Below are 20,892 nucleotides of genomic sequence, written 5' to 3'. Positions count from 1 at the left end.
GGCTCGACGTGATCCGCGAGCGGCCCGGCATCGAATTTACTGGAGAAACACATGGCATCCGTCAACAAGGTCATCCTCGTCGGCAATCTCGGCGCCGATCCTGAAGTCCGTTACCTGCCGAGCGGCGACGCGGTTGCGAACATCCGTCTCGCGACGACCGACCGCTACAAGGACAAGGCAAGCGGCGATTTCAAGGAAATGACCGAGTGGCATCGCGTCGCGTTCTTCGGCCGTCTGGCGGAAATCGTCAGCGAATACCTGAAGAAGGGTTCGTCGGTCTATATCGAGGGCCGCATCCGCACGCGCAAGTGGCAGGGCCAGGACGGCCAGGATCGTTACTCGACCGAAATCGTCGCCGACCAAATGCAGATGCTCGGCGGCCGCGGCGGTGCGGGCGGCGGCGGTGGCGGCGGTGACGAAGGCGGTTACGGCGGCGGCTACGGTGGCGGCGGCGGTGGTGGTCGCGGCGAGCAGATGGAACGCGGCGGTGGTGGCGGCGGTCGTGCCGGCGGCGCGGCGCGTGGCGGTGCCGGCGGCGGCGCGCAAAGCCGTCCGAGCGCACCGGCAGGTGGCGGCTTCGACGAGATGGACGACGATATCCCGTTCTGACGATCAGCTTCTGCATCACATAAACAAAAAGCCTGTAACCCTCGCGGTTACGGGCTTTTTGTTGTGCGCCCAGCATGGGCGCACTCCTGCGGGTGTAAGTCCCGCCATGAGCTGGTCACGGCGAATGAAGTGAAGCGCAACTGCACGAGGGCGACCGAATGTGGGGAGGAAGCGTGGAGCGTAAATCGCGAGCCGATGGACAAGAACTGCATAGAAGGCGCTGCCGAGCAGGGCGAGCGGGCAACAAACCGCGAAGCTCTTGTGACCAAGGCGCGGCGGCGTAAATGCAGCGGTTGTGCGATGAAGGAGTGCGTTCTTACCTGGGGAGGCCTCGCCTCATGCCTGAAAGGGCAACGACGTCGAGTCGGAGCGAGGAGTCAGCAGAGGCCATAGTAGTTGGGCGGTGTGGCTGGGAAAGCTAAAGCTGCCGGCGAAGGGCCGAAGGGATGGGAGGGGGAGCCCTCTGGTTATCGGAAGTGAAGCGCCTCAGATGTTCGCGAGAGCGAAGCTCGCCGGTCAGGTGGATAGGGTGAAGCCCGACAGGCCCCGGCAGCGAGGAATCAGTTCCGCCGAACCGGACCACGGCAAGCCTGGGCGTCGGGTCGGGAGCAACACAAGCCTGACGACCTCAACCATTCCAACCGCCTGGTGCGGACCCGCATGCCAGGTGGTAATGGAATGGACGCCCCCGTCCGAAGCGGCATTGCCGTGTCAAAGTGGTGAGGCTGTCGAAACACCACCTTCACCGGAGGAGGGCGTCACCATGAACGTTACTACGATCGGCATTGACCTCGCCAAGGACATCTTCCAGGTCCACGGTGTGAACGAGCACGGCAAGCCGATATTGAGGAAGCAACTGAAACGGCACCAGATAGTCGCGTTCTTTGCGAACCTTCCAGGGTGCCTCATCGGCATGGAAGCCTGCGCCAGCGCCCACTTCTGGGCACGCAAGCTGCAGACGCTCGGCCATACGGTGAGGCTCATGGCTCCCCAGTTCGTTAAACCCTATGTGAAGACGAACAAGAACGACGTTGCCGATGCCGAAGCGATCTGCGAAGCGGTGGCGCGACCCAACATGCGGTTTGTGCCCATCAAGAACGTCGATCAACAGGCGGTTCTTGCATTGCACCGAGCCCGCCAAGGGTTCGTTCGGGCGCGTACCGCGCAGGCCAATCAGATCCGCGGGCTGCTGGGGGAATTCGGTTTGGTGATGCCGCGGGGGATCACCAGCATTGCCCAGCACGTACCTCAGCTCATCGAAGACGCCAGCAATGAACTGCCGGGGTCATTCCGTCTGTTGATACAGCGCTTGACGGACCACTTGAAGGAGCTTGACCGGCAGGTCGCAGAGATCGAGACGCAGATCAAGGCGTGGCATCACGCGAGCGACGCCAGTCGCCGACTGGCAGAGATTCCCGGCATCGGCCCGATTACGGCCAGCGCTCTGGTTGCCTCGATCGGCGACGGCAAGTGCTTCAGCAATGCCCGGCAACTGGCGGCGTGGTTAGGTCTGGTACCCAGACAGCATTCGAGCGGAGGCAGGCCGACGCTGCTGGGTATCAGCAAGCACGGCGATACCTACCTGCGGACACTGATGGTGCACGGCGCGCGGGCTGTCGTTCGCTATTGCGCCAACAAGGACGATGCGTTCTCGGGCTGGCTTCATCGCTTGCTCACGCGCCGGCACAAGAACGTCGCCGTGGTGGCAGTGGCGAATAGGAACGCCCGGATTGCCTGGGCGCTGCTCACGCAAGGCACTGCGTTCCGATCGGATTACGCGCCGTCCGTGGCCGCTGCGTAATCCGATCGGGTTCGGTTAAGGCTCTCCCAGGAGGTTGCTTGGGCAATCGTGACGTGATGGCAAGACAGGTTGGACCGGGATCGGAATACTCTGCCCTCCCACAGGCGCTTCGAGCGCGAGGTGGTGATTAGAGTCCGATCAGCTGATTCCATCAGGGACAGAGGCGTCTCGCTAGCCTCCTGAACAGTCCGGATGTATGGCCGCAATCTCAATCTATCTGCCGATCGTGTACGGCTGCCTTGCAAAACGGAGGCGTCCATGTATGTGGGAGGGGACCGGTCAGATTACCTGACCGCCCCTATCCCGATTGGTCTCGACCGTCTGGCAGATCCAGACTCATGCGCCGCTTTCTTCGAACTGGACCCCGCCCGGCTCGTCGATTTGCTTTCTTGTCCGGGATCCAGGATCCCACCCGGCTTCACATCCCCTTCGCCACGTTCGTCCCTGCAACAGTCCTGCCGAAATTTCCGACAAGACTTGTCGCGCATCCATACCGGGAGAACACCATGCGAGATGCACCGAATCGCGTCTGCGAAGCGGCTTCGGCGTTACGTCACGTCAAACTCCGCAACCTGTCCGCATCGCTGCCGGCCGTCGCCGCCGGCGCACATCGAGGAGGAGCGAGCCATGAGTAACGACGCGCTCGATCCTCTGCTGCGGCAGTTCGCCGAGAAACAATTGGGACGGGCTTTGGCGCCGGGGGAGGAGAAGGCGCTGCTGGAGCGGCTGTCGCGCCGGGCGGCCGACCAGCAGGCGCCGGCAGCCGCTCCGGGCTCGCAGCCTTCTCGGCAGTCGCCCGCCACGAACCCGCCGCCTGCGCCGCTGAAGACCCGCCAGGAAGTGCGGGAGCAGATCAAGCACTTCCTGCAGCTCAATCAGCAGAAAGCCTACGAGAAGATGCGCGGCATCCTGCAGTCGATCGACGCGCAGAACGAGGCGACGCTCGGCGTGCTGGCAACGGAGCAGAGAAAGCTCTCCGGCATGCTCGACACACGCGAGCCGTCGGACGGGCAACCCGCCGCGAATCCGCAGTCGGGCGCGGCCGACATCCAGGACAGTACGCGGCAGGCGCTGATGCTGATCGGCGAGCAGCTGACCGGCCTCATCAAGCAGGAAATGCAAGCGTGCTTCCGGCAATACGTCGATCCGCTCGCCGAACGCGTGCAGGCCATCTACGAATGGCTGCAGAACCTCGACGCATGCCTGAAGGAGCCGGACATGCCCGTACCCGCCGCGGCCCCGGCAGTGTTGCCGGATATCGCGTCGCCGCCCGTTCACGATACCTCCGACCAAGCGTCCTTGAAGTAGCACGCGGGCCAAGCGGAAAAGCGGACCAACGCCGAGTCAGCCAGCCTTCGACGTGCGATCTCGCAACCGTCACGTGAACCAAGGAGCAAGAGATGACCGAACACTGCCATGTCTGCCACGTCAATCCCGCGATTACCGATGCCGTCACGCAGGCCAACGTCAAGGTGGTCGCCGAAGCGCCGGCGATGGCGATGGGCTCGCTTTATCAAGCCCAGAGCCATTCGCTGAGCATCCTGTTCGAGAACGCAGTGCAGCAGCAGTCGCAGGCGGCGATCCAGTCGCAGACCTCGACGAACGTGGGCACGATGCAGCTGTACACCATCGGGCCGGAAAGCGCGGGCGCCGCCGCCACGGAAATCGGGGCGAACGGGATTCTTTCCGTGCTGGCCGACGTGATCGCGATCGGTAAGGCGATTTAAGGCGTTACCGCGACGCCCGGGGGGAGCGGCGGCTCAGCGGCACGAGCTGCTGTAACCGCCGATGTCATGCCGTTCATCGTTCCGGATAACTGATCAACTGCGCTGCGCCGAGACTCCGTTGCGGCTGTCAGCCAACCAGGAGAAGCAACCATGGCAGGACCAGGACCCGAAATCCCCGAATCAGGCCGCATCCAACCAGGCCGCGACGACCGTCGGCATCATGCAGCTCTACAGCACCTCGCCGGCCGCGATCGCCGCCGCGGCGCAGGCGGCGAACTCCTCCTTTACGTCGCAGCTGGCCGCAGTTGCGCAACTCATGAATGCGCTCAGGCACTGGCGAGGATGACCTTCGCTGCGCGCCGGGTGTGAGGCAGGGGGATTGAAGGGGGCTTCACCCGGTGCGCATATCCGGCCGAGGAGTACGGGTTCGACGCGTTCCGCCGCGCCGAAGCGGCGCCGCCGGGCGATGCGCCCTCGCGCCGACGCCATCGTTCGCGCCGGCACGTCAGTTCGCGTCGACGATGCCTCGCAGCAACTCCGGCTTTTCGATCGTCACGCGTTGCCCGTGCAGCCGGATCACGCCTTCGCGCTGCAATTTCTGCAGGCTGCTGTTCAGCCGCGGGCGGCTGACATTGAGCATGGCCGCGAGGATGCTCTGATTCTCAGGCAGCGGCACCTCCTGATCGCCGCCCTGCATGCGGTTCAGCAGATGGCGCGCGAGCCTTGCCTCCAGCCGGTACAGGCACGCCGACTCCACGAAATCGCTCAGCTGATGGATGTGCCGGCACAACTGCTCGTAGATGCGGTCCATGAAAAGCGCGACGTCGCGCAACACGGAGCCGAATCGGCGGCGCCGGCAGCGGCCGATCCGCGCGCGGGCGCGTCGAAGGCGGGCGCACGATCGTGGCCGGTCAGTCGTCTGCGACGGCTCACCGATTCGCTGAAGGCGCCGAACCAGGTCCGCGAGCCGGAATGGCCCGGCCATGCGTCGATGCAGTCGGTGCAGGCGATCAATGCGGAGGCAGCGTCCTACGCGACGACCCAGATCGCCGTCGGCCCGAACATGATGATCACGCAGGCCGGCGGCCTGGTGGCGCAGGCGGCGGCGAACTACTTCGAGGCGTCCACGTCGCTGGCGATCGCCGGCAAGAGCGTGCTGATGAAGGACCTTGCGCAGAAGACCGTCGATGAAGACGTCAAGGGGATGGCGATGGACGCGATGGGGCTGCTGCTGACGGACCTGTTCGTCGCGACCGCGGCGATGGTGGCGGGCGCGGCGGAAGCGATCGAAGGCGAGGCGGCGAGCATCGCGCTCGACAAGATCGACGAAAGCCTGCAGAAGTATCAGGCGCTGCTGGACAAGAAGGGCGGCTAGGCTCGTTTGGCGATGGTTCGGCGGTGACGTGCCGGTTGCGGCTGCTTTCCGGTTTCAACACCCTGCACGAGCGCGAGGAGGCGTCGATGAATTGCCTGATTCGTATTGGCGCAAGCTGTGGCGGTACGCCCGCCCGGAGGGCGAGCGATCTGCAGCGATCGAAGGCCCGGCGTCGGGCGGCGCTGGGCGCGCGTCCGGCCTTCGAGCCCTGGCGCCGCGTGCCGCCGGCGATGCGGACCGGTTCGCCGACGCAGGCGCGCTGCCGGTTGACCCGGCGCGTCGCGTGCCGCAGCGGAGGCAGGCCTCGCACCGCCGTCCGATGAGACGCGTGCGGCGCGCGAGATGCCGACGTCCGTACTGCCTCGCACGAGCGAATGGATATTCCGGATGACGAACGTTCCGGGAAATGACGCCCGTGAAAATGAGTCGATTGACGCTGACTCGGCCGGCGACAACACTCAATCGACGGCGCCGTCGATTCGTTCAATTCCGAAGTCCATTCAACTTACGCGAGGAAAACATGCCCTACATCCTTCAGCACGTACAAGGTCCCGCGCCGCTGCCGGTAGGCGAGCGCGTCTGGGGAGACGCGCCCGAGATCGATTTCGGCGCGATGACGAGCTGCATTGCGCTGGTCGAGGAAACGCCGGGCCAGGCGCTTTCGGTGCGCGCGATCCACCTGTCGATCGTCAGCGCCGACGGCACGCCCGTCTACGATCCGGCGTCGAACGTCGCCGGACAGGTCGGCGCGATCATGCAGGCGAACGGCAACCTGCGCGCGTGTCTCGGGCGGATCGACATCTGGCAGAACAACGCGTCGGCCCAGGTGCGAAACTTCTTCGTCGCGCTGATGCAGCAGCTGAATATCCTGGACTGGGTGCAGTTGCCCGACGGCAATCTGCAGGCGAGGATGCACAACGGGGGCATCCAGTATCGGCAGGTCGGCGCGTGGGTCGACGTGTAAGCCCGACGTGCACGACGATCGCGCACCGTTTTTCCCGCATCGGCCGCGCTTCGTCGTGGCCGATGCATTTATGGCGCGTCACGACGCGGCCACGAATGTTCGGCTATGCTGCACCCTTTGGCGCTTCGATCGAGAGGGGACCATGCGGCGGGTCGTATTCAACCAGAAGGGCGGCGTGGGCAAATCGACGATCGTCTGCAACCTGGCGGCGATCAGTGCGAGCGAAGGGCTGCGCACGCTCGTCATCGACCTCGATGCGCAGGCGAACTCCACGCGCTACCTGCTCGGCGAGCGCGCCGCCGGCACTGCACCGACCGTCGCCGATTTCTTCGAAACCGCGCTGACCTTCAACTTCCGTCCGGTCGACGTCGCGTCGTTCATCCATCCGACGCCGTTCGAAGGGCTCGACGTGATGCCCGCGCATCCGGATCTCGACGCGCTGCACGGCAAGCTCGAATCGCGTTACAAGATCTACAAGCTGCGCGATGCGCTGAACGAACTCGACGCCTACGACGCCGTGTACATCGACACGCCGCCCGCGCTGAATTTCTATACGCGTTCGGCGCTGATCGCGGTCGAGCGCTGCCTGATCCCGTTCGACTGCGACGATTTCTCGCGCCGCGCGCTGTACACGCTGCTCGAGAACGTGAAGGAGATCCAGCAGGATCACAACGCGGCGCTCGAGGTGGAAGGGATCGTGATCAACCAGTTCCAGCCGCGAGCGAGCCTGCCGCAGCGGCTCGTCGACGAACTCGTCGAGGAAGGGCTGCCGGTGCTCGCGTCGAGGCTGTCGGCATCGGTGAAGATCCGCGAGTCGCATCAGCGTGCGACCCCCGTCATTCATCTCGAACCCGGGCACAAGCTCGCGCAGGAGTTCCTCGCGCTGCATCGCGAACTGGCCGGCTGACGCCGCCGCCGCGCTGCCCGAATCACCGCCATCCGACGCCCGCGCACGCATGCGCGGCGCCCGCTCTCGCCATGTCTCGTTGCCGGGCTGCGCCCGGCCTTATTCCCGTTTTTGGAAAATAATCGTGAAAACGATTTTGATGAAAATCAGCAAAAACGTTTTCAGTGGGTGCGATTCATCCATAAATGATTTGTCTATAAGCGCGCACCAATTTTTCATTAATCATAATAATCGGTGTGTAAAACTTGCCTGCTGATTCGGTCAGAAAGTAGTCAAAATGTGAAAATCGTTTCCAGGCGGGTGTTTGCGACATGGCCCTGAAATAAATTGCCGCCAGACCCGATTGGCGTGGGTGTTGACGAATTAGGGTTTATACCGAGTATTGATGCCAATCGATTGACAATTAATGCAACTAGAATGGACACTCTAAACGTCGCGCAAACAATGTATGATGTGCGATAAATAAGAAACCGAACGAAATGTTCGGCATCCGTATTTCCTATACAAACTGTCGAATTGTAAACAGGAGCGTTCCGATGTCCTTTTTCGCCCCCGAAAAACTTGTCGCCGATTACCAATCCGGCGTCGCTGCCTGGTTCGCTGTCGCCCATCCGGCGCTGCGCGGTTTCGAGGCCGTGGTCGACCTCAACCTGCAGGCAACCAAGACGGCGCTGACGGAATACGAAGACAGCCTGAAGGGCGCCTTCAGCGGCAACAGCCCGGCCGAATTCATCACGCACCAACTGGGCACGTCGCAGCAGACGGTCACCAAGGCGGCGTCGTATGGCCGCCATCTGCTCGACATCGCGACGGCGACCCAGGCCGAGTGGGCGAAAGTCGCGCAAGCGCAGTACGAGCAGAACGACAAGCGCCTGAAGGACGTGATCGGCGAGCTGACGAAGCACGCGCCGGCCGGCACGGCTCCGGTGGTCGCCGCCTTAAACACGGCGCTGTCCGCGGCCAGCGCGGCGGCGGAATCGGTGCGTGCGGCAACGGGCCAGGTGATCGAGGCGGCGCAAAGCGGCCTCGACGCGGTCGGCGCGTCCGCACGCAACGGCAAGCAGGCGGCGGGCGCCGCACGCAAGGACGCGGGCGCGCGCGAAACGGCGGCCTGAATTCGCGTCGCGCGTTCGCGCGACGCCTCGATCGACGCGACCCGCCGCCGGACGCCGCGTGTGCCACGCGAAGTTTGGCTGCGATGTTCTCGCGAGCCGCCGTGCCGCGTAGCGGCCGTGCGGCAACCGATGCCGGACCGGCGCTGGCCGGCGGCACAACAGCAATGCGACTCTGATGCAGGAATCGAACATGACGGACGTAGTGATCGTATCGGCCGCGCGGACCGCGGTCGGCAAATTCGGCGGTTCGCTTGCGAAGATTGCGGCGCCCGAACTGGGCGCGACGGTGATCCGCGCGGTGCTGGAGCGCGCGGGCGTGAAGCCCGAGCAGGTGAGCGAAGTGATCATGGGCCAGGTGCTGACGGCCGGTTCCGGGCAGAACCCGGCGCGGCAGTCGCTGATCAAGGCCGGGCTGCCGACGGCAGTGCCGGGGATGACGATCAACAAGGTGTGCGGCTCGGGCCTGAAGGCCGTGATGCTGGCGGCGAACGCGATCGTCGCGGGCGACGCGGAGATCGTGGTCGCGGGCGGGCAGGAGAACATGAGCGCATCGCCGCACGTGCTGCCGGGCTCGCGCGACGGCTTCCGGATGGGCGATGCGAAGCTGGTCGACACGATGATCGTCGACGGCCTGTGGGACGTGTACAACCAGTACCACATGGGCATCACGGCGGAGAACGTCGCGAAGGAATACGGGATCACGCGCGAAGAGCAGGATGCGTTCGCGGCGCTGTCGCAGAACAAGGCGGAAGCCGCGCAGAAGGCGGGCCGTTTCGACGACGAGATCGTGCCGGTGTCGATCCCGCAACGCAAGGGCGAGCCGCTGCAGTTCGCGACCGACGAATTCGTGCGTCACGGCGTGACGGCGGAATCGCTGGCCGGGCTGAAGCCGGCGTTCTCGAAGGACGGCTCGGTGACGGCGGCGAACGCGTCGGGGCTGAACGACGGCGCGGCGGCGGTGCTGGTGATGTCGGCGCAGAAGGCGGCGGCGCTGGGTCTGACGCCGCTGGCGAAGATCAAGGCATACGCGAACGCGGGTGTGGACCCGAGCGTGATGGGGATGGGCCCGGTGCCGGCATCGCGCCGGTGCCTGGAGCGCGCGGGCTGGACGCCGGGCGACCTGGACCTGATGGAGATCAACGAGGCGTTCGCGGCGCAGGCGCTGGCGGTGCACAAGCAGATGGGCTGGGACACGTCGAAGGTGAACGTGAACGGCGGGGCGATCGCGATCGGCCACCCGATCGGCGCGTCGGGCTGCCGGATCCTGGTGACGCTGCTGCACGAGATGCAGAAACGCGACGCGAAGCGCGGGCTGGCGTCGCTGTGCATCGGCGGCGGGATGGGTGTCGCGCTCGCGGTCGAGCGCGGTTGAGCGGTTTCTGACAGCGGTTTGTGAGATTGGGCGCCGTCACGGTGCAGGCATGCACCACGACGGCGGCCCGTGACGGCTTGCGCGCCGGACAAGCAGTTCACAACAAAAACGCGCGATTCGACGATGCGCCCGGCGCATCGAAGCGGTGGGGCGGCAAGCGGTGCCCAGGCAGCGCTAATGGATTGCCACATCATCGATTACTTTTTTGTCGGTAATTTATAGGATGACTAAGCGAATTGCAGTTGTGACTGGTGGAATGGGCGGCCTCGGCGAAGCGGTGAGCATCAGGTTGAACGACGCGGGCCACCGGGTAGTCGTCACGTATTCGCCGAGCAACACCGGCGCGGACCGCTGGCTGACCGAGATGCATGCGGCCGGCCGCGAGTTCCTCGCGTACCCGGTGGACGTGGCCGACCACGATTCGTGCCAGCAATGCGTGGCGAAGATTGTGCAGGACGTCGGCCCGGTCGACATTCTCGTGAACAACGCGGGCATCACGCGCGACATGACGCTGCGCAAGCTCGACAAGGTCAACTGGGATGCGGTGATCCGCACGAACCTCGATTCCGTGTTCAACATGACGAAGCCGGTCTGCGAAAGCATGGTCGAGCGCGGCTGGGGCCGCATCGTCAACATCTCGTCGGTGAACGGTTCGAAGGGTTCGGTCGGCCAGACCAACTACGCGGCCGCGAAGGCCGGCATGCACGGCTTCACGAAATCGCTCGCGCTCGAGATCGCGCGCAAGGGCGTGACGGTGAACACCGTGTCGCCGGGCTACCTCGCGACGAAGATGGTCACGGCGATCCCGCAGGACATCCTCGACTCGAAGATCCTCCCGCAGATTCCAGCGGGCCGGCTCGGCAAGCCCGAGGAAGTCGCGGCGCTCGTCGCTTACCTGTGCTCGGAGGAGGCCGGCTTCGTGACGGGCTCCAACATCGCGATCAACGGCGGCCAGCACATGCACTGACGCACGACGGCCCGGGCTGCGCGCCTCGCGCGCCCGGGACGTGCTCCAGCGCCATTCAGCGCCGGGGCAGCGCGCGTGCGCGATGACGATGACGGACGCGGGCCTCTTCTCGTTCTGCCCGCCCCGCTCGCCGTCGCCCGCCGTGCCGCCGCGGCTTCACATTCCGGAGCAGGCATGGGTGACACTTCGATGGGGCTCGCGATCGGCGGGGCAGCGCTCGCCGTCGCGCTGACGGCGGCGATCGTTCACTACTGGCTCGAGCGGCGCCGTGCGCGGCTGCTGCGGAACTTCGATCATCGCGATTGCTGGCGTGCGGCATACGGCAAGGCAGCCTTGCACGGCGTCAGGGCGAAGCGCCGGGCGGGCTGAGTGGTCGGGCGGCGACGCAGCGTCCCGCGGCGCCGCCGCGGACTGCGCTTAGTCGCTGCCGTTCTTGTGGAAGATCCGCTTCGTCGTGCGCTTGGTGGCATCCCAGCCTTCGCGCGACGCGTGCTTGGTCGCGTCCCAACCCTCGCGCGACGCGTGTGCGACGCCGTGCCCGACCGCCTTCGCCGCACTCGCGGTCGCGTGGCCGAAGCTGCGGGCCGCCTCGCCGGTCTTGTGCGCGGCTTCCTTCGAATCGCGCTTGATGTCCTGCTTCACTTCCGACATGTCCGCGTGCGCGGCCGGGCAAACCGTCGCGAACACGAGTGCGGCAAAAATGAACTGACGACCTTTCACAAGCAGATTCCTCCCAACGTTGTCATCGAATCTCCGCGCCGCCGCCAGGCGGGCGAAACACGCCGGCCGCCGATGCGTCGAGCATCACCGCGGCGCGGCCGGACAGCAGCACGCGCTCGCCGCAGCGCAGCGCGAAGCCGTACAGCACCGTGACGTCGTCGCCGCCGACACGTTCGGCTTCGACGGTCAGCGGCGCGTCGCACGTGTCGAGCCGGTCGACGAACGTGTCGACGTTGCGCACGCTCGCCAGAAAGCCGGCGCGCGGCCGCTCGCGCGGCGCGCCGACGAGCGCGCCGTGCACGGCCATCGCCTGTGCCGCGTATTCGATGCCGCAGACGGATGCGAGCCGGCCGTGCGCGCGCAGCGGGTTGTGCGGATCGCGGTGGCTCGTCGCGGTGCAGCGGATTCGCGCGTCGTCCCAGAAGTCCACCGAGTCGAGCAGGCACATCGCACCGTCGTGCGGAATGTGCGCGGCAATCCACGCGTGGTCGCGCATCGTGCCGGCGGTCGTCATCGCGCACGCTCCGCGAACGTATCCGGCATCGCGACATCGACCTGCACGCGCCGGTCCGCCAGATAGTCGAGCACGACGCGCGCGGCGCGCGGCGCGGCGAGCGCCTCGAGCAGCGGCAGCACGCGCGCGGCCGGATTGCCGATGCGCAACGCTTCGAGCGCGGGCGACGCGAGCGTCGTGGCGGGCGCGTCGGTGAGTTGCACGTCGATGCGGGCCAGCGCGTGTTCGCCTGCTTCGGGCGCGAGCACGAGCGCGACGCCGAACGCGTCGTCGATCGGCCGCACCGCGCGCAGCGGTTCCGGATAGTCGGTGTCGTACGCGATCAGCAGCGTCGGCACGCGATCGACGACGACCTGGCACAGGCTCTCGAGCAGCCCGGCGGCAAAGCTGCCGTCGTGCGCGCACAGCACGTTCGACGTCGCCATCGCACGGGTAGCGATGCTCCAGTAGCCGGCCGGCGCGTTGTGCACGGAGTTGTGGAAGCGTGTCGGCGACAGCTGGCGATCGTCGCCGGCGAGGGTTTCGCAGATCGCGTGGCAGTTCTGGCCGTCGCCGCCCGACGCGCTGAACACGGTCGCGAGCGTCGTGACGTCGCGTGCGCTCGCGGCCACCGCTTCGTGGCCGGCGGCGAGCGCCGTGCGCACGACGGGGCCCGTGCGGCGCCGCTCGGCCGACGGCAGGCCGGCCGGCGGCGGCAGCTCGGTGCGGGCGGGCGCATACGGCGCGCGGCCCGCGAGCACATCGGCCGCGTGCGGCCAGCCGGTCAATCCGGGGCCGACGAGGCCGATGCTTTCGATGAAGGCGGTCAGTGTCATGGCGGGCCTCAACGGCGTGCGTGGTCGGCGCGGCCGAGGATCAGGCTGCAATTCGTGCCGCCGAAGCCGAACGAATTGGAGAGGACGGCGCGCACACGCGTATCGCGGCTCGCGAGCACGTAGTCGGCAACGAGTGCCGGGTCGGGTTGCGCGGTGTTGACGCCGGCCGGCACGAACTGCTCGCGCAGCGCGAGCGCGGCGACGACCGCCTCGAGCGCGCCCGCCGCGCCGAGCGTATGGCCGGTCGCGCCCTTCGTCGAGCTGCACGGCGTGCCGGCGAACAGCGCGCCGACCGCGCGGCTCTCGGCCGCGTCGTTGCTCGGCGTCGCGGTGCCGTGCAGGTTCACGTAGTCGATGTCGTTCGCGCCGAGGCCGGCGGATGCAAGCGCCTGCTCGATGGCGACGCGCGCGCCGAGCCCGTCCGGATGCGGCGACGACATGTGATGCGCGTCGCTCGATTCGCCGATGCCGAGCAGCAGGATCGCATCGGCGTCGAGCGGGGCGGGCGGGTCGGGCACGCGTTCGACGAGCGCGAACGCGGCGGCCTCGCCGATCGAGATGCCGTCGCGCGCGACGTCGAACGGACGGCACGGCCGGCGCGACAGCAGTTCGAGCGAATTGAAGCCGTACAGCGTCGTCAGGCACAGCGAATCGACGCCGCCGACGACGGCCGCATCGATCAATCCCGCCTCGATCATGCGGCGCGCGGAGCCGAACACTTTCGCGCCGGACGAGCATGCGGACGAGATCGCCATCGCCGGCCCGCGCAGCGCGAAAAACGCGCGCACGAACGCGGCCGGCGAATACGGGTTGTGCGTGTGGGCGTAGCGGAAGTCGGCGGGCAGTGCGCCGCTCGCCGGATCGCGGCGCTGGTATGCGTGCTCGGTCTCGAGGATGCCGGCCGTGCTCGTGCCGACGAACACGCCGACACGTTCGGCGCCGTAGCGCGACACGGCCGCCGCGACGCGTGCGTCGAAGCCGTCCTGCGTGAGGCCGAGCTGCGCGAGGCGGTTGTTGCGGCACGCGAAGTCGGCGAGGTCGGCGCGCACGGGCTGCGCGTCGACGCCGTCCACCGCGCCGATCCACGTGTCGAGATCCGCACGCTCGAAGTCGCAGGGCGTGAGCCCGCCGCGCGCGTGGCGCAGCGCATCGAGGGTCGCGTCGAGGCCGCGGCCGATGCAGCTGGTGGCGGTGAAGTGCGAGAGCAGGAGAGGTTTCACGAGGGTCGCATCCGGTGGCCGGTTCGGGCGCCGCGGTGCGTGGTGAGGCCGCGCGGCGCGCCGATAGCCATTGAATTTTATCAAACGGGCGCCGTCGGGCCGGCCGCCGCCGGCGGTTCGGGCGCGAGCGCGGCGCGCAGCGTGACCCACTGCAGCTGCGCGTCGGCGGCCGCGCGCAGCACCGCGTGCAGCACGTCGAGCACGACCGGCTCGCCGCGCGCGTCGCGTGCCGCGTGGCCGTCGTGCACGAGCAGGATGTCGCGCGGCGCGAGACCGTGCAGCAGGCGGCGCGTGACGGTCGCGGCATCGCTCTCGCGCGTGTCGAAGCCGCGCCGCGTCCAGCTCGCCAGCTGCAGGCCGAGCTCGCACAGCACCGGTTCGAGAAACGGATTGCGCAGGCCCGCCGGCGCGCGGAAGAACAGCGGGCGCGTGCCGGCGATGTCGGTCAGCGTCCGTTGCGCGGCCGCGATCTCGCGCCGCAGCGCGGCGGGCCCCGACAGCGAGAACGTATGCCGGTGCCGCTGGCTGTGGTTCTCGATCGCGTGACCGCGCGCGACGATCGCCTCGATCCAGCGCGGATGGCGGCACGCGAGATCGCCGATGCAGAAGAACGTCGCGCGCGCGTCGTAACGGTCGAGCAGGTCGAGCACGCGCGGCGTGACGTCGGGATCCGGGCCGTCGTCGATCGTCAATGCGATGCGGCGGCCGGCGCCGGGCGGCAGGTGCGTCCAGTTCGGCCCGAGCAGTGCGCTGCGCGGCCACAGGCCGGCGGCGGTCAGCGCGAGATGCGACGCGACCACGCCGCCGACCGCCCACGGCCACACGGCCGGCTGCGCGACGACGGCGGCTGCCGCGCCCGCGTGCAGCGCGGCGGTGCCCGCGATCAGCGGCGTGGGCCGCCAGCGGCGCACATCGCCGGGACGCGGTGCGGATGACGGCGTGGATGTCGGCGCGTTCATGTGCGTCCTCCCTGCAGCGGTGCGGCGGCCGGCGGCGCGAGAATCGCCGCGAACGCGAGCGCGAGCATCGCGCCCGGGCCGATGGTCAGCCCGAAGGTCTCGAGCAGCGGCACGCGCGACAGCGCCAGCAGCCCGAAGCCGGCGACCGTCGCGAGGTTCGCGATCAGCAGCGACACGAGCGTGTGGGGCGTGACGGGCTGCGCGTCGTCGCGCCTGCAGAAGAACAGCGCGTAGTTCGAGCCGACCGCGACGATCAGCAGCATCCCGACGAGGTGCAGGATCGTCAGCGGCACGCCGGCGAGCGCGAAGCCGGCCGTCACGACCAGCACGGCCGCGACGAGCGGCGCGAGTGCGCGCACGACGCGGCGCGGCGAGCGCAGTGCGATCAGCAGCAGCACGGCGATCGCGGCCAAACCCGCGAGCGACAGGCGGATGTCCTCATGCACGTAGCTCACGTACAGGCGATCGGCTTCGGCCTTCATGTCGACGAACAGCGCATCGGGCACGCCCGCGCGTGCGACGGCCGCGCGGATCGGCGCTGCATCGAGACTCGATGCCGGTTGCGCGGTGCGGGCGGTGTCCGGCGCGCGCAGCGGCAGCATCGCGCTCCAGCGGCCGTCGCGTTCGGTCAGCAGCGCATCGACGGCAAGCGACATCGACGTGCCGTGCAGGTCCGCGCGCGTCAGCAGCGGCGCGTGGCGCGCGGCTTCGACGTCGGCGATGAACGGCGCGAACAGGTCGGGCCTGACCGCGATCGGCTGGTTCGCGACGGCTTCGCGCATCCGCGCGGCGAGCACATCGGCATCCGGCAGGCTCGCGAGGCGCGCGCGCTGTGCGGCGTCGCTCGGCAGGTAGCGCGCGGGGGATTCGAAACCCGCGAGCGCGCCCCGGTCGACGAGCGGCTGCAACTGCGCGGCGACCCGTTCCGCGCGTTCGAGCGCGGCCTGTTCGGTCGGCGCGGCAATCACGACGAGGTAGCGCACGTCGGGCGCGCCGACATCGGCGCGCAGCCGTGCGTCGAGCGCCTGCGCTTGCGCGGGCACGGGGCTCAGCGCGGCGAGTTCGCGGCTCCACAGGCCGTCGCGATGCAGCACGAGCGTCACGCCCGCGGCGATCACCAGCGCGGCGAGCGGCCAGCGCAGCCGCGGCGCGGCGTCGGCCGCGCGCGCGAGCACGGCGCCGATGCGCGACACGTCGCGGATCGCGACATGCTCGCCGCGCAGGTGGGGCAGCACGAAGCGCGTGACGAGCGCGGCGGCCGTCAGCCCGACGATCGAATACAGCCCGAGCTGCACGAGGCCCGGGAACCCGGAGAACAGCATCGACGCGAAACCGCACACGGACGTCAGCACGCCGAGCCGGATCGTCGGCCAGTACGCGGCGATCCAGGCGCGCGTCGCGTCGGCCGGGCGCGCCGCGCCGCGCGTGCCGGCCTGCGCCGATTGCACGAACAGGTAGATCGAATAGTCGACGGCTTCGCCGATCAGCGTCGTACCGAAACCGAGCGTCAGCCCGTGGACCGTGCCGAACGCGACGCTGACCGCCGCGATTCCCGCCGCGACGCCGGTCAGCACCGGCAGCAAGCCGAGCGCGAGCGTGCGCGGCGAACGGTACAGCGTCAGCAGCAACGCGACGATCAGCACGACGCTCGCCGTCGACAGCCGTTCGACGTCGTGCCGGATCGTGTCGCGCGTGTCGACCGAGAACACGCCGGGGCCCGTCATCGCGAGCGTGGCGGCGGCGGCGTTCGGCACGGCCTGCTTTGAGGCCTGCTCCGAGGCTTGCTTCGCGGCGGCGAACGCGCGGCGCACCGCGTCGATCGCGCGGGCCTGGGCATCGGTGTCGGAACCGGCGGCGGCCGTCTGCACGACGAGCACCGCGCGGGTGCCGTCGCGCGACGCCCACACGCCGTCGCGGCTCGCCGGTTCCGCCGCGCCGTCGAGCTGGTCGACGAGCGTGGCGACTTCGCCGGTCGGGTCGCGCGGCAGCATCGCCTTGGCCACGAGGCCGGCCGACGAGCTCAGCAGGTCGAGGCTGTCGCCGAGCGCCTGGTGCAGGCCGGCGGTGCTGAAGTGCTGTGGCGTGACGGCAGGACTCAGCAGGTAGCGGTGATCGAAGATGAACTGCCGGTCGCGCGCGTCGTTCGCGGCTTCGCCGTTGTGCACGGCCGCGAACTGCGGATCGGTGCGCAGTATGGCCGCCATGCGCCGCGACAGGGCGGCGCGCGTGGCCGCATCGCCGCCGTCGATCGCGACGAGGATCAGCCGCGACACGATGCCGTCGCGCAACTGGTCGACGAGCACGCGCTGCCCGGCGCTCGGCGAATCCGGCAGGAACGCGGACAGGTCGGCCGTGAAGTGCGCGCGCCCGATCGCGATGCCGCACGCGACGAGCGCGAGCAGCCACACGAGCACCGCGCGCTGCCGCAGCGCGTGCAGGCGGCGGGCGATCGCCGAAGACGCGGGCCGGGTGCGTTCGTCCATCAGTTCGGGTTCGGGTTCGCCGGAACGGGTTGCAGGCGCATCACCGAACGGTCGCCGTCGGCCTGCCGGATCGCGACGCTGCGCAACAGGTCGCGCGTGCCGTCGAGCGTGATCGTGCTGACGACCTGCAGCATCCGCGAGTCGAGCGGCGTGAGCGTCAGCGTCCAGTCGTCGCCGCGCCCGGCGAGCGCGACCTTGTAGACCTGTTCGAGCGCGAAGCGGTTGCCGGCGAGCGTCGCGCGGATGCTGTCGATGAACGCGCCGAGTTCCGGATAGCGCGCGAGCGCGAGCGTGTACCTGCGGTTGTTGCGTTCGACGGTGAGCATGTCGCCGTCGACGACGAGGTGTTCGGGCTTCGGGCTCAGCGTGTGCTTCTCGAGATGATCGGGCGCGACGAACACGAGTTCGCCGGACGATTCGACCGGCTGCGTCGCGATCGACAGGTACTTCGTCTCGGTGAACGTCGCACGCCCCGACTTGTGCTGTGCGAGCGTCGACATCAGCCGGTCGAGGCTCCACGGCGCGCCGGCGTCCGCCGCGCGCGCGGGCGCGGTCAGCGCGACGGCGGCGGCGAGCGCGGCTGCGGCGACGGTGAACGGGAAACGGCGGAAGGCGGTCATGCGTCGGAATCCCTCGGGGCGGACAGGCCGGCGGCGTGCACCGGCGCGTCGTCGCGACGCGCGGCGGGGGCGTTGCCGTCCTGCCAGAAGTCGAAATAGTTGAACCAGTTGTACGGTGCCGCGCGACAGTACCTGTCGAGCAGCGCGACGTAGCGCACGAGTGCCGCGTCGACGGCCGCCGCGCGCGCGTCGCGCCGCACGTCGGTGAAATCGGCGAGCGTCTCGAAGTGCACATCGTAGCGGTTGCCGTCGCGATAGAGGCCCGTCATGAAGATCACCGGGCGCCGCAGCATCGCGGCCATGTAGAGCGGCCCGAGCGGGAAGGCGGCCGGCGTGCCGAGCAGCGGCAGCCGCCGCAGCGACGCGGCTGCATCGTCGAGCAGCGTGCGGTCGGCGAGCATGCCGACCATGCAGTTCGCGTCGAGGCGCTCGCGCACCTTCAGCATCGAGTCGACTTGCCCGAGCGGAATCACTTCCGGCTGCGCGGCGGGATTCACCGCGGCGAGCGTCGCATTGATCTTGCGCGCGTTCTTCTCGTACATCGTCACGACGACGCGCAGGTCCGGGTGCGTGCGGCCGATCGCGCGCACGACCTCGAAGCTGCCGAGATGCGCGCCCATCAGGAACGCGCCGCGTCCGCCCGCGAGCGCGGCGCGCACGTGCGCCTCGCCGTGCAGACGGATGTCGAACAGGTCGAAGCGCCCGTTCATCAGGTAGACGCGGTCGTGGATCGTCGCCGCGAACGTGAACACGTGCCGGTACACGTCGCGCCAGCGCGCGGGGCGGCCGAGCACGCGGCGCAGGTAATCGCGCGACGCCGCGCACGCGACCGGCGAAAACAGCACGAACCAGGCCGCGACGAGATGCAGCACGGCGCGCGCTCGCTGCCGGCCGAAGCGCAGCGAGATCCACGTCATCGCGCGCAGCAGCGGCGTGTTGCTGCGCTCCCGGCGCCGGGCCCATGCGGTGCGCTTCATGCGGGCGTCGCCTCCCGCGCGGCCGGCGGCGCGGACAGCACGCCGCTCGCGACGTCGCGCGTCCCGGCGCGCAGCGTGAAGCGGATCGCACCGCTCGTCGCGGCGTCGTACGCGAGATCGAGCGGCTCGCCGGGCGCAACCGGGCTCAGGAATTTCGCGGACCCGAGCCGCCACGTGTGCAGCGGGCGATTCAGCGCGGTGCCGAGCGCATGGATCGCGCGATCGAGCAGCACGACGCCCGGCACGACCGGATGGCCGGGGAAGTGGCCGGGCAGTGCCGGGTGATCGGCGGGGATCGTGAAGGCGAGCGCGTTCGCCGCGCCGGCGTCGCGGCCGGGCGTGGACGACACGGCCTCGCGCGTATGCCGGGCGACCAGCGCCGCGAGCACGTCGCGCGGCAGCTTGCCCGTTTCGTTGCGCGGCAGCGCGTCGACGAACACGAGCGGGCGCGGCATGAACGCGGGATCGATCCGCTCGCGCAGCGCGCGCTGCAGGCCGGCTGCCGCGAGCGTCGGCGCGACGACGAGCGCGACGAGGCGCGTGACGGGTTCGACGCCCGCAGTGCGGCCGGCGCGGGTCGCATCGTCGGGCATGAAGAATACGCCGTCGACCACCTGCGGAATCGCGTTGAGCTGATGGTTCAGGTACGCGAGCGACGTGCGCTTGCCGGCGATGTTGACGAGGTCGGCCTTGCGGCCGTGCAGCAGGAACCGGCCGTCGCCGAGCAGTTCGAGTGCATCGCCCATCGGCACGGGTGCGTCGACATGCGCGCCGGAAACCCACATGGTCGGCTCGCCGTCGTCGTCCGCGCTTTCGCGCGCATCGATGCGAATGCCCGGAAACAGTTGCCATGCCGCGCCCTGCGACGTGCGGCGGGTGGCGATCTGGCCGGTCTCGGTGCTGCCGTAGATCTCGACGAGCGGCGCGTCGAGCGCGGCCTCGGCTTCGCACGCGAGCTTTTCCGACAGCGGCGCGGTGGCCGACAGCACGAGCGCCGCCGGCGGCAGCGCGTGGCCGGCCGCCAGCAGCGCACGCAGGTGGATCGGCGACGTGACGAGCACGCGCGGCTGCGGGATCGCGTCGAGTTCGTCGCGAATGTCGACCGGGTAGAACGGCTGGCGGTTGCTGAACGCGAGGCCGCCGATCAGCGCGAGCAGCACCGTCGACTCGAAGCCGTACATGTGCTGCGCGGGCACCGTGCCGATCAGCGTGGCCGCGCGGCCGTCGAGCAGCCCGAGGCGGCCGGCCGCCGCGCGTACGCAGCCGACCAGGAAGCCCCAGGTCTTGCGGTGCGGCACCGGCGCGCCGGTCGAGCCGGACGTGAACACGTAGGCCATGATCCGCGCCGCGTCGATCTGCGGCACGGCGAACGGCGCATCGCCCGGGTCGACCACACCGTCCGCCGGCGCGGCATCGGGGTACGCGAAGCGCGGCAGGTCGATCGTGCAGTCGGGCGCGTCGTGCAGGCAGAACGCATCGGGCGCGAACGACGCGAGCTGGCGGACCATTTCCGGCGTATGCGTCGACGGCAGCAGGCTGACCTTGCCGGCCACGAGCGCGGCGCACAGGCTGACCGCGAAGCGGTAGCGGTCGCGGCACACGTTGAACACGTGCGCGCCGGCGGGCAGCGCGGCGGCCACGCGCGCGACGTCGGCGACGAACGTGCGCACGGTGACGTGCGCGCCGTCGCGCCAGGCGATCGTCTGGTCGGGCGACGAATGGAAAACCAGCGGGTGAGTCGGCATAA

General features: G+C 68.6%; 22 protein-coding genes. 12 read left to right on the top strand and 10 right to left on the bottom strand.

From position 1 onward, the window contains the following. Positions 1-51: 51 nt before the first annotated feature. The 5 genes from WT26_RS18380 to WT26_RS18360 all read left to right on the top strand — a co-directional run bounded on the left by WT26_RS18380 (position 52) and on the right by WT26_RS18360 (position 4,483). Entirely contained in the window at positions 52-609 is a 558-nt protein-coding gene (locus WT26_RS18380) for a single-stranded DNA-binding protein (protein ID WP_021162583.1), read from the top strand. Positions 610-1,372: 763 nt separating this feature from the next. Continuing rightward, positions 1,373-2,410 carry an IS110 family transposase gene (locus tag WT26_RS18375; protein WP_060093842.1) on the top strand — a complete coding sequence of 346 codons (1,038 nt, stop codon included), beginning with the start codon at positions 1,373-1,375 and terminating at the stop codon, positions 2,408-2,410. Positions 2,411-3,037: 627 nt separating this feature from the next. Then, on the top strand, positions 3,038-3,718 hold the full coding sequence (locus tag WT26_RS18370; protein ID WP_069270550.1) for a hypothetical protein: 681 nt from the start codon (positions 3,038-3,040) through the stop codon (positions 3,716-3,718). 92 nt (positions 3,719-3,810) lie between these two features. Then, positions 3,811-4,137 carry a RebB family R body protein gene (locus tag WT26_RS18365; protein ID WP_059526517.1) on the top strand — a complete coding sequence of 109 codons (327 nt, stop codon included), beginning with the start codon at positions 3,811-3,813 and terminating at the stop codon, positions 4,135-4,137. Positions 4,138-4,255: 118 nt separating this feature from the next. Further along, positions 4,256-4,483: a hypothetical protein gene (locus tag WT26_RS18360; RefSeq protein ID WP_230461585.1), complete on the top strand. Its 228-nt coding sequence runs from the start codon at positions 4,256-4,258 to the stop codon at positions 4,481-4,483. A 159-nt stretch (positions 4,484-4,642) separates the two neighbouring features. Here WT26_RS18360 and WT26_RS18355 read toward each other — a convergent pair whose 3' ends face one another. Continuing rightward, positions 4,643-4,948: a Crp/Fnr family transcriptional regulator gene (locus WT26_RS18355; protein WP_230461584.1), complete on the bottom strand. Its 306-nt coding sequence runs from the start codon at positions 4,946-4,948 to the stop codon at positions 4,643-4,645. Between WT26_RS18355 and WT26_RS18350 the strand changes: the two genes are divergently transcribed. The 7 genes from WT26_RS18350 to WT26_RS18320 all read left to right on the top strand — a co-directional run bounded on the left by WT26_RS18350 (position 4,910) and on the right by WT26_RS18320 (position 11,206). Further along, a complete protein-coding gene (locus WT26_RS18350; protein ID WP_088503771.1) occupies positions 4,910-5,512 on the top strand; it encodes a hypothetical protein in 603 nt (200 codons plus the stop codon). The two genes, WT26_RS18355 and WT26_RS18350, sit on opposite strands and share 39 nt — an antisense overlap. Before the next feature lie 520 nt (positions 5,513-6,032). Then, on the top strand, positions 6,033-6,476 hold the full coding sequence (locus WT26_RS18345; RefSeq protein WP_042586322.1) for a hypothetical protein: 444 nt from the start codon (positions 6,033-6,035) through the stop codon (positions 6,474-6,476). A gap of 142 nt (positions 6,477-6,618) precedes the next feature. Continuing rightward, positions 6,619-7,383, top strand: coding sequence for a ParA family protein (locus tag WT26_RS18340; protein ID WP_069273470.1), 765 nt, complete (start codon positions 6,619-6,621; stop codon positions 7,381-7,383). A 536-nt stretch (positions 7,384-7,919) separates the two neighbouring features. Beyond that, entirely contained in the window at positions 7,920-8,498 is a 579-nt protein-coding gene (gene phaP / locus WT26_RS18335; protein ID WP_059955047.1) for a TIGR01841 family phasin, read from the top strand. Positions 8,499-8,688: 190 nt separating this feature from the next. Further along, positions 8,689-9,870, top strand: coding sequence for an acetyl-CoA C-acetyltransferase (locus tag WT26_RS18330; protein ID WP_069273469.1), 1,182 nt, complete (start codon positions 8,689-8,691; stop codon positions 9,868-9,870). Between the two features lie 223 nt (positions 9,871-10,093). After that, on the top strand, positions 10,094-10,837 hold the full coding sequence (gene phbB / locus WT26_RS18325; protein ID WP_069273468.1) for an acetoacetyl-CoA reductase: 744 nt from the start codon (positions 10,094-10,096) through the stop codon (positions 10,835-10,837). Positions 10,838-11,011: 174 nt separating this feature from the next. Next, positions 11,012-11,206 (top strand): hypothetical protein, encoded by a 195-nt coding sequence (locus WT26_RS18320; protein WP_059534326.1) that lies wholly within the window; start codon positions 11,012-11,014, stop codon positions 11,204-11,206. Between the two features lie 48 nt (positions 11,207-11,254). On the opposite strand, the gene WT26_RS18315 is transcribed toward WT26_RS18320, so the two are convergent. From WT26_RS18315 to WT26_RS18275, 9 genes are all read right to left on the bottom strand, one after another. Continuing rightward, entirely contained in the window at positions 11,255-11,557 is a 303-nt protein-coding gene (locus tag WT26_RS18315; protein WP_069273467.1) for a hypothetical protein, read from the bottom strand. A 22-nt stretch (positions 11,558-11,579) separates the two neighbouring features. Then, on the bottom strand, positions 11,580-12,071 hold the full coding sequence (locus WT26_RS18310; protein WP_069273466.1) for a hotdog family protein: 492 nt from the start codon (positions 12,069-12,071) through the stop codon (positions 11,580-11,582). Next, positions 12,068-12,886: a beta-ketoacyl synthase chain length factor gene (locus tag WT26_RS18305; RefSeq protein WP_069273465.1), complete on the bottom strand. Its 819-nt coding sequence runs from the start codon at positions 12,884-12,886 to the stop codon at positions 12,068-12,070. Before WT26_RS18305 ends, WT26_RS18310 begins: the two co-directional genes overlap by 4 nt. Positions 12,887-12,894: 8 nt before the next feature. Then, positions 12,895-14,106, bottom strand: coding sequence for a beta-ketoacyl-[acyl-carrier-protein] synthase family protein (locus tag WT26_RS18300; protein WP_069273464.1), 1,212 nt, complete (start codon positions 14,104-14,106; stop codon positions 12,895-12,897). Positions 14,107-14,186: 80 nt separating this feature from the next. Continuing rightward, a complete protein-coding gene (locus WT26_RS18295) occupies positions 14,187-15,065 on the bottom strand; it encodes a polysaccharide deacetylase family protein (RefSeq protein WP_069273463.1) in 879 nt (292 codons plus the stop codon). Beyond that, entirely contained in the window at positions 15,062-17,548 is a 2,487-nt protein-coding gene (locus tag WT26_RS18290; protein ID WP_069273462.1) for an MMPL family transporter, read from the bottom strand. Before WT26_RS18290 ends, WT26_RS18295 begins: the two co-directional genes overlap by 4 nt. Beyond that, positions 17,548-18,168: an outer membrane lipoprotein carrier protein LolA gene (locus WT26_RS18285; protein ID WP_069273461.1), complete on the bottom strand. Its 621-nt coding sequence runs from the start codon at positions 18,166-18,168 to the stop codon at positions 17,548-17,550. The genes WT26_RS18290 and WT26_RS18285 overlap by 1 nt, the downstream gene beginning before the upstream one ends. Further along, positions 18,165-19,145, bottom strand: a complete 981-nt coding sequence (locus tag WT26_RS18280) for an acyl-CoA synthetase (protein WP_069273460.1) — start codon at positions 19,143-19,145, stop codon at positions 18,165-18,167. Before WT26_RS18280 ends, WT26_RS18285 begins: the two co-directional genes overlap by 4 nt. Next, the gene (locus WT26_RS18275) at positions 19,142-20,890 is read right to left on the bottom strand and encodes an AMP-binding protein (protein WP_069273459.1); all 1,749 of its coding nucleotides are present in this window, start codon (positions 20,888-20,890) and stop codon (positions 19,142-19,144) included. Before WT26_RS18275 ends, WT26_RS18280 begins: the two co-directional genes overlap by 4 nt. Between the last annotated feature and the right edge of the window lie 2 nt (positions 20,891-20,892).

It is taken from the genome of Burkholderia cepacia, from assembly GCF_001718835.1.
In the GTDB taxonomy this organism is placed as follows: Bacteria; Pseudomonadota; Gammaproteobacteria; order Burkholderiales; family Burkholderiaceae; genus Burkholderia; species Burkholderia cepacia_F.
The sequence above is the reverse complement of the archived record's forward strand: the minus strand, read 5'-3'. Positions and strand labels throughout refer to the sequence as shown.

Coding starts and splice junctions, on each gene's coding strand:
- WT26_RS18355 (WP_230461584.1), bottom strand. CDS start 4,948: ATGGACCGCATCTACGAGCAGTTGTGCCGGCACATCCATCAGCTGAGC.
- WT26_RS18275 (WP_069273459.1), bottom strand. CDS start 20,890: ATGCCGACTCACCCGCTGGTTTTCCATTCGTCGCCCGACCAGACGATC.
- WT26_RS18345 (WP_042586322.1), top strand. CDS start 6,033: ATGCCCTACATCCTTCAGCACGTACAAGGTCCCGCGCCGCTGCCGGTA.
- WT26_RS18320 (WP_059534326.1), top strand. CDS start 11,012: ATGGGTGACACTTCGATGGGGCTCGCGATCGGCGGGGCAGCGCTCGCC.
- WT26_RS18370 (WP_069270550.1), top strand. CDS start 3,038: ATGAGTAACGACGCGCTCGATCCTCTGCTGCGGCAGTTCGCCGAGAAA.
- WT26_RS18305 (WP_069273465.1), bottom strand. CDS start 12,886: ATGACACTGACCGCCTTCATCGAAAGCATCGGCCTCGTCGGCCCCGGA.
- WT26_RS18285 (WP_069273461.1), bottom strand. CDS start 18,168: ATGACCGCCTTCCGCCGTTTCCCGTTCACCGTCGCCGCAGCCGCGCTC.
- WT26_RS18310 (WP_069273466.1), bottom strand. CDS start 12,071: ATGACGACCGCCGGCACGATGCGCGACCACGCGTGGATTGCCGCGCAC.
- phaP (WP_059955047.1), top strand. CDS start 7,920: ATGTCCTTTTTCGCCCCCGAAAAACTTGTCGCCGATTACCAATCCGGC.
- WT26_RS18380 (WP_021162583.1), top strand. CDS start 52: ATGGCATCCGTCAACAAGGTCATCCTCGTCGGCAATCTCGGCGCCGAT.
- phbB (WP_069273468.1), top strand. CDS start 10,094: ATGACTAAGCGAATTGCAGTTGTGACTGGTGGAATGGGCGGCCTCGGC.
- WT26_RS18330 (WP_069273469.1), top strand. CDS start 8,689: ATGACGGACGTAGTGATCGTATCGGCCGCGCGGACCGCGGTCGGCAAA.
- WT26_RS18295 (WP_069273463.1), bottom strand. CDS start 15,065: ATGAACGCGCCGACATCCACGCCGTCATCCGCACCGCGTCCCGGCGAT.
- WT26_RS18280 (WP_069273460.1), bottom strand. CDS start 19,145: ATGAAGCGCACCGCATGGGCCCGGCGCCGGGAGCGCAGCAACACGCCG.
- WT26_RS18365 (WP_059526517.1), top strand. CDS start 3,811: ATGACCGAACACTGCCATGTCTGCCACGTCAATCCCGCGATTACCGAT.
- WT26_RS18340 (WP_069273470.1), top strand. CDS start 6,619: ATGCGGCGGGTCGTATTCAACCAGAAGGGCGGCGTGGGCAAATCGACG.
- WT26_RS18350 (WP_088503771.1), top strand. CDS start 4,910: ATGGATGTGCCGGCACAACTGCTCGTAGATGCGGTCCATGAAAAGCGC.
- WT26_RS18290 (WP_069273462.1), bottom strand. CDS start 17,548: ATGGACGAACGCACCCGGCCCGCGTCTTCGGCGATCGCCCGCCGCCTG.
- WT26_RS18375 (WP_060093842.1), top strand. CDS start 1,373: ATGAACGTTACTACGATCGGCATTGACCTCGCCAAGGACATCTTCCAG.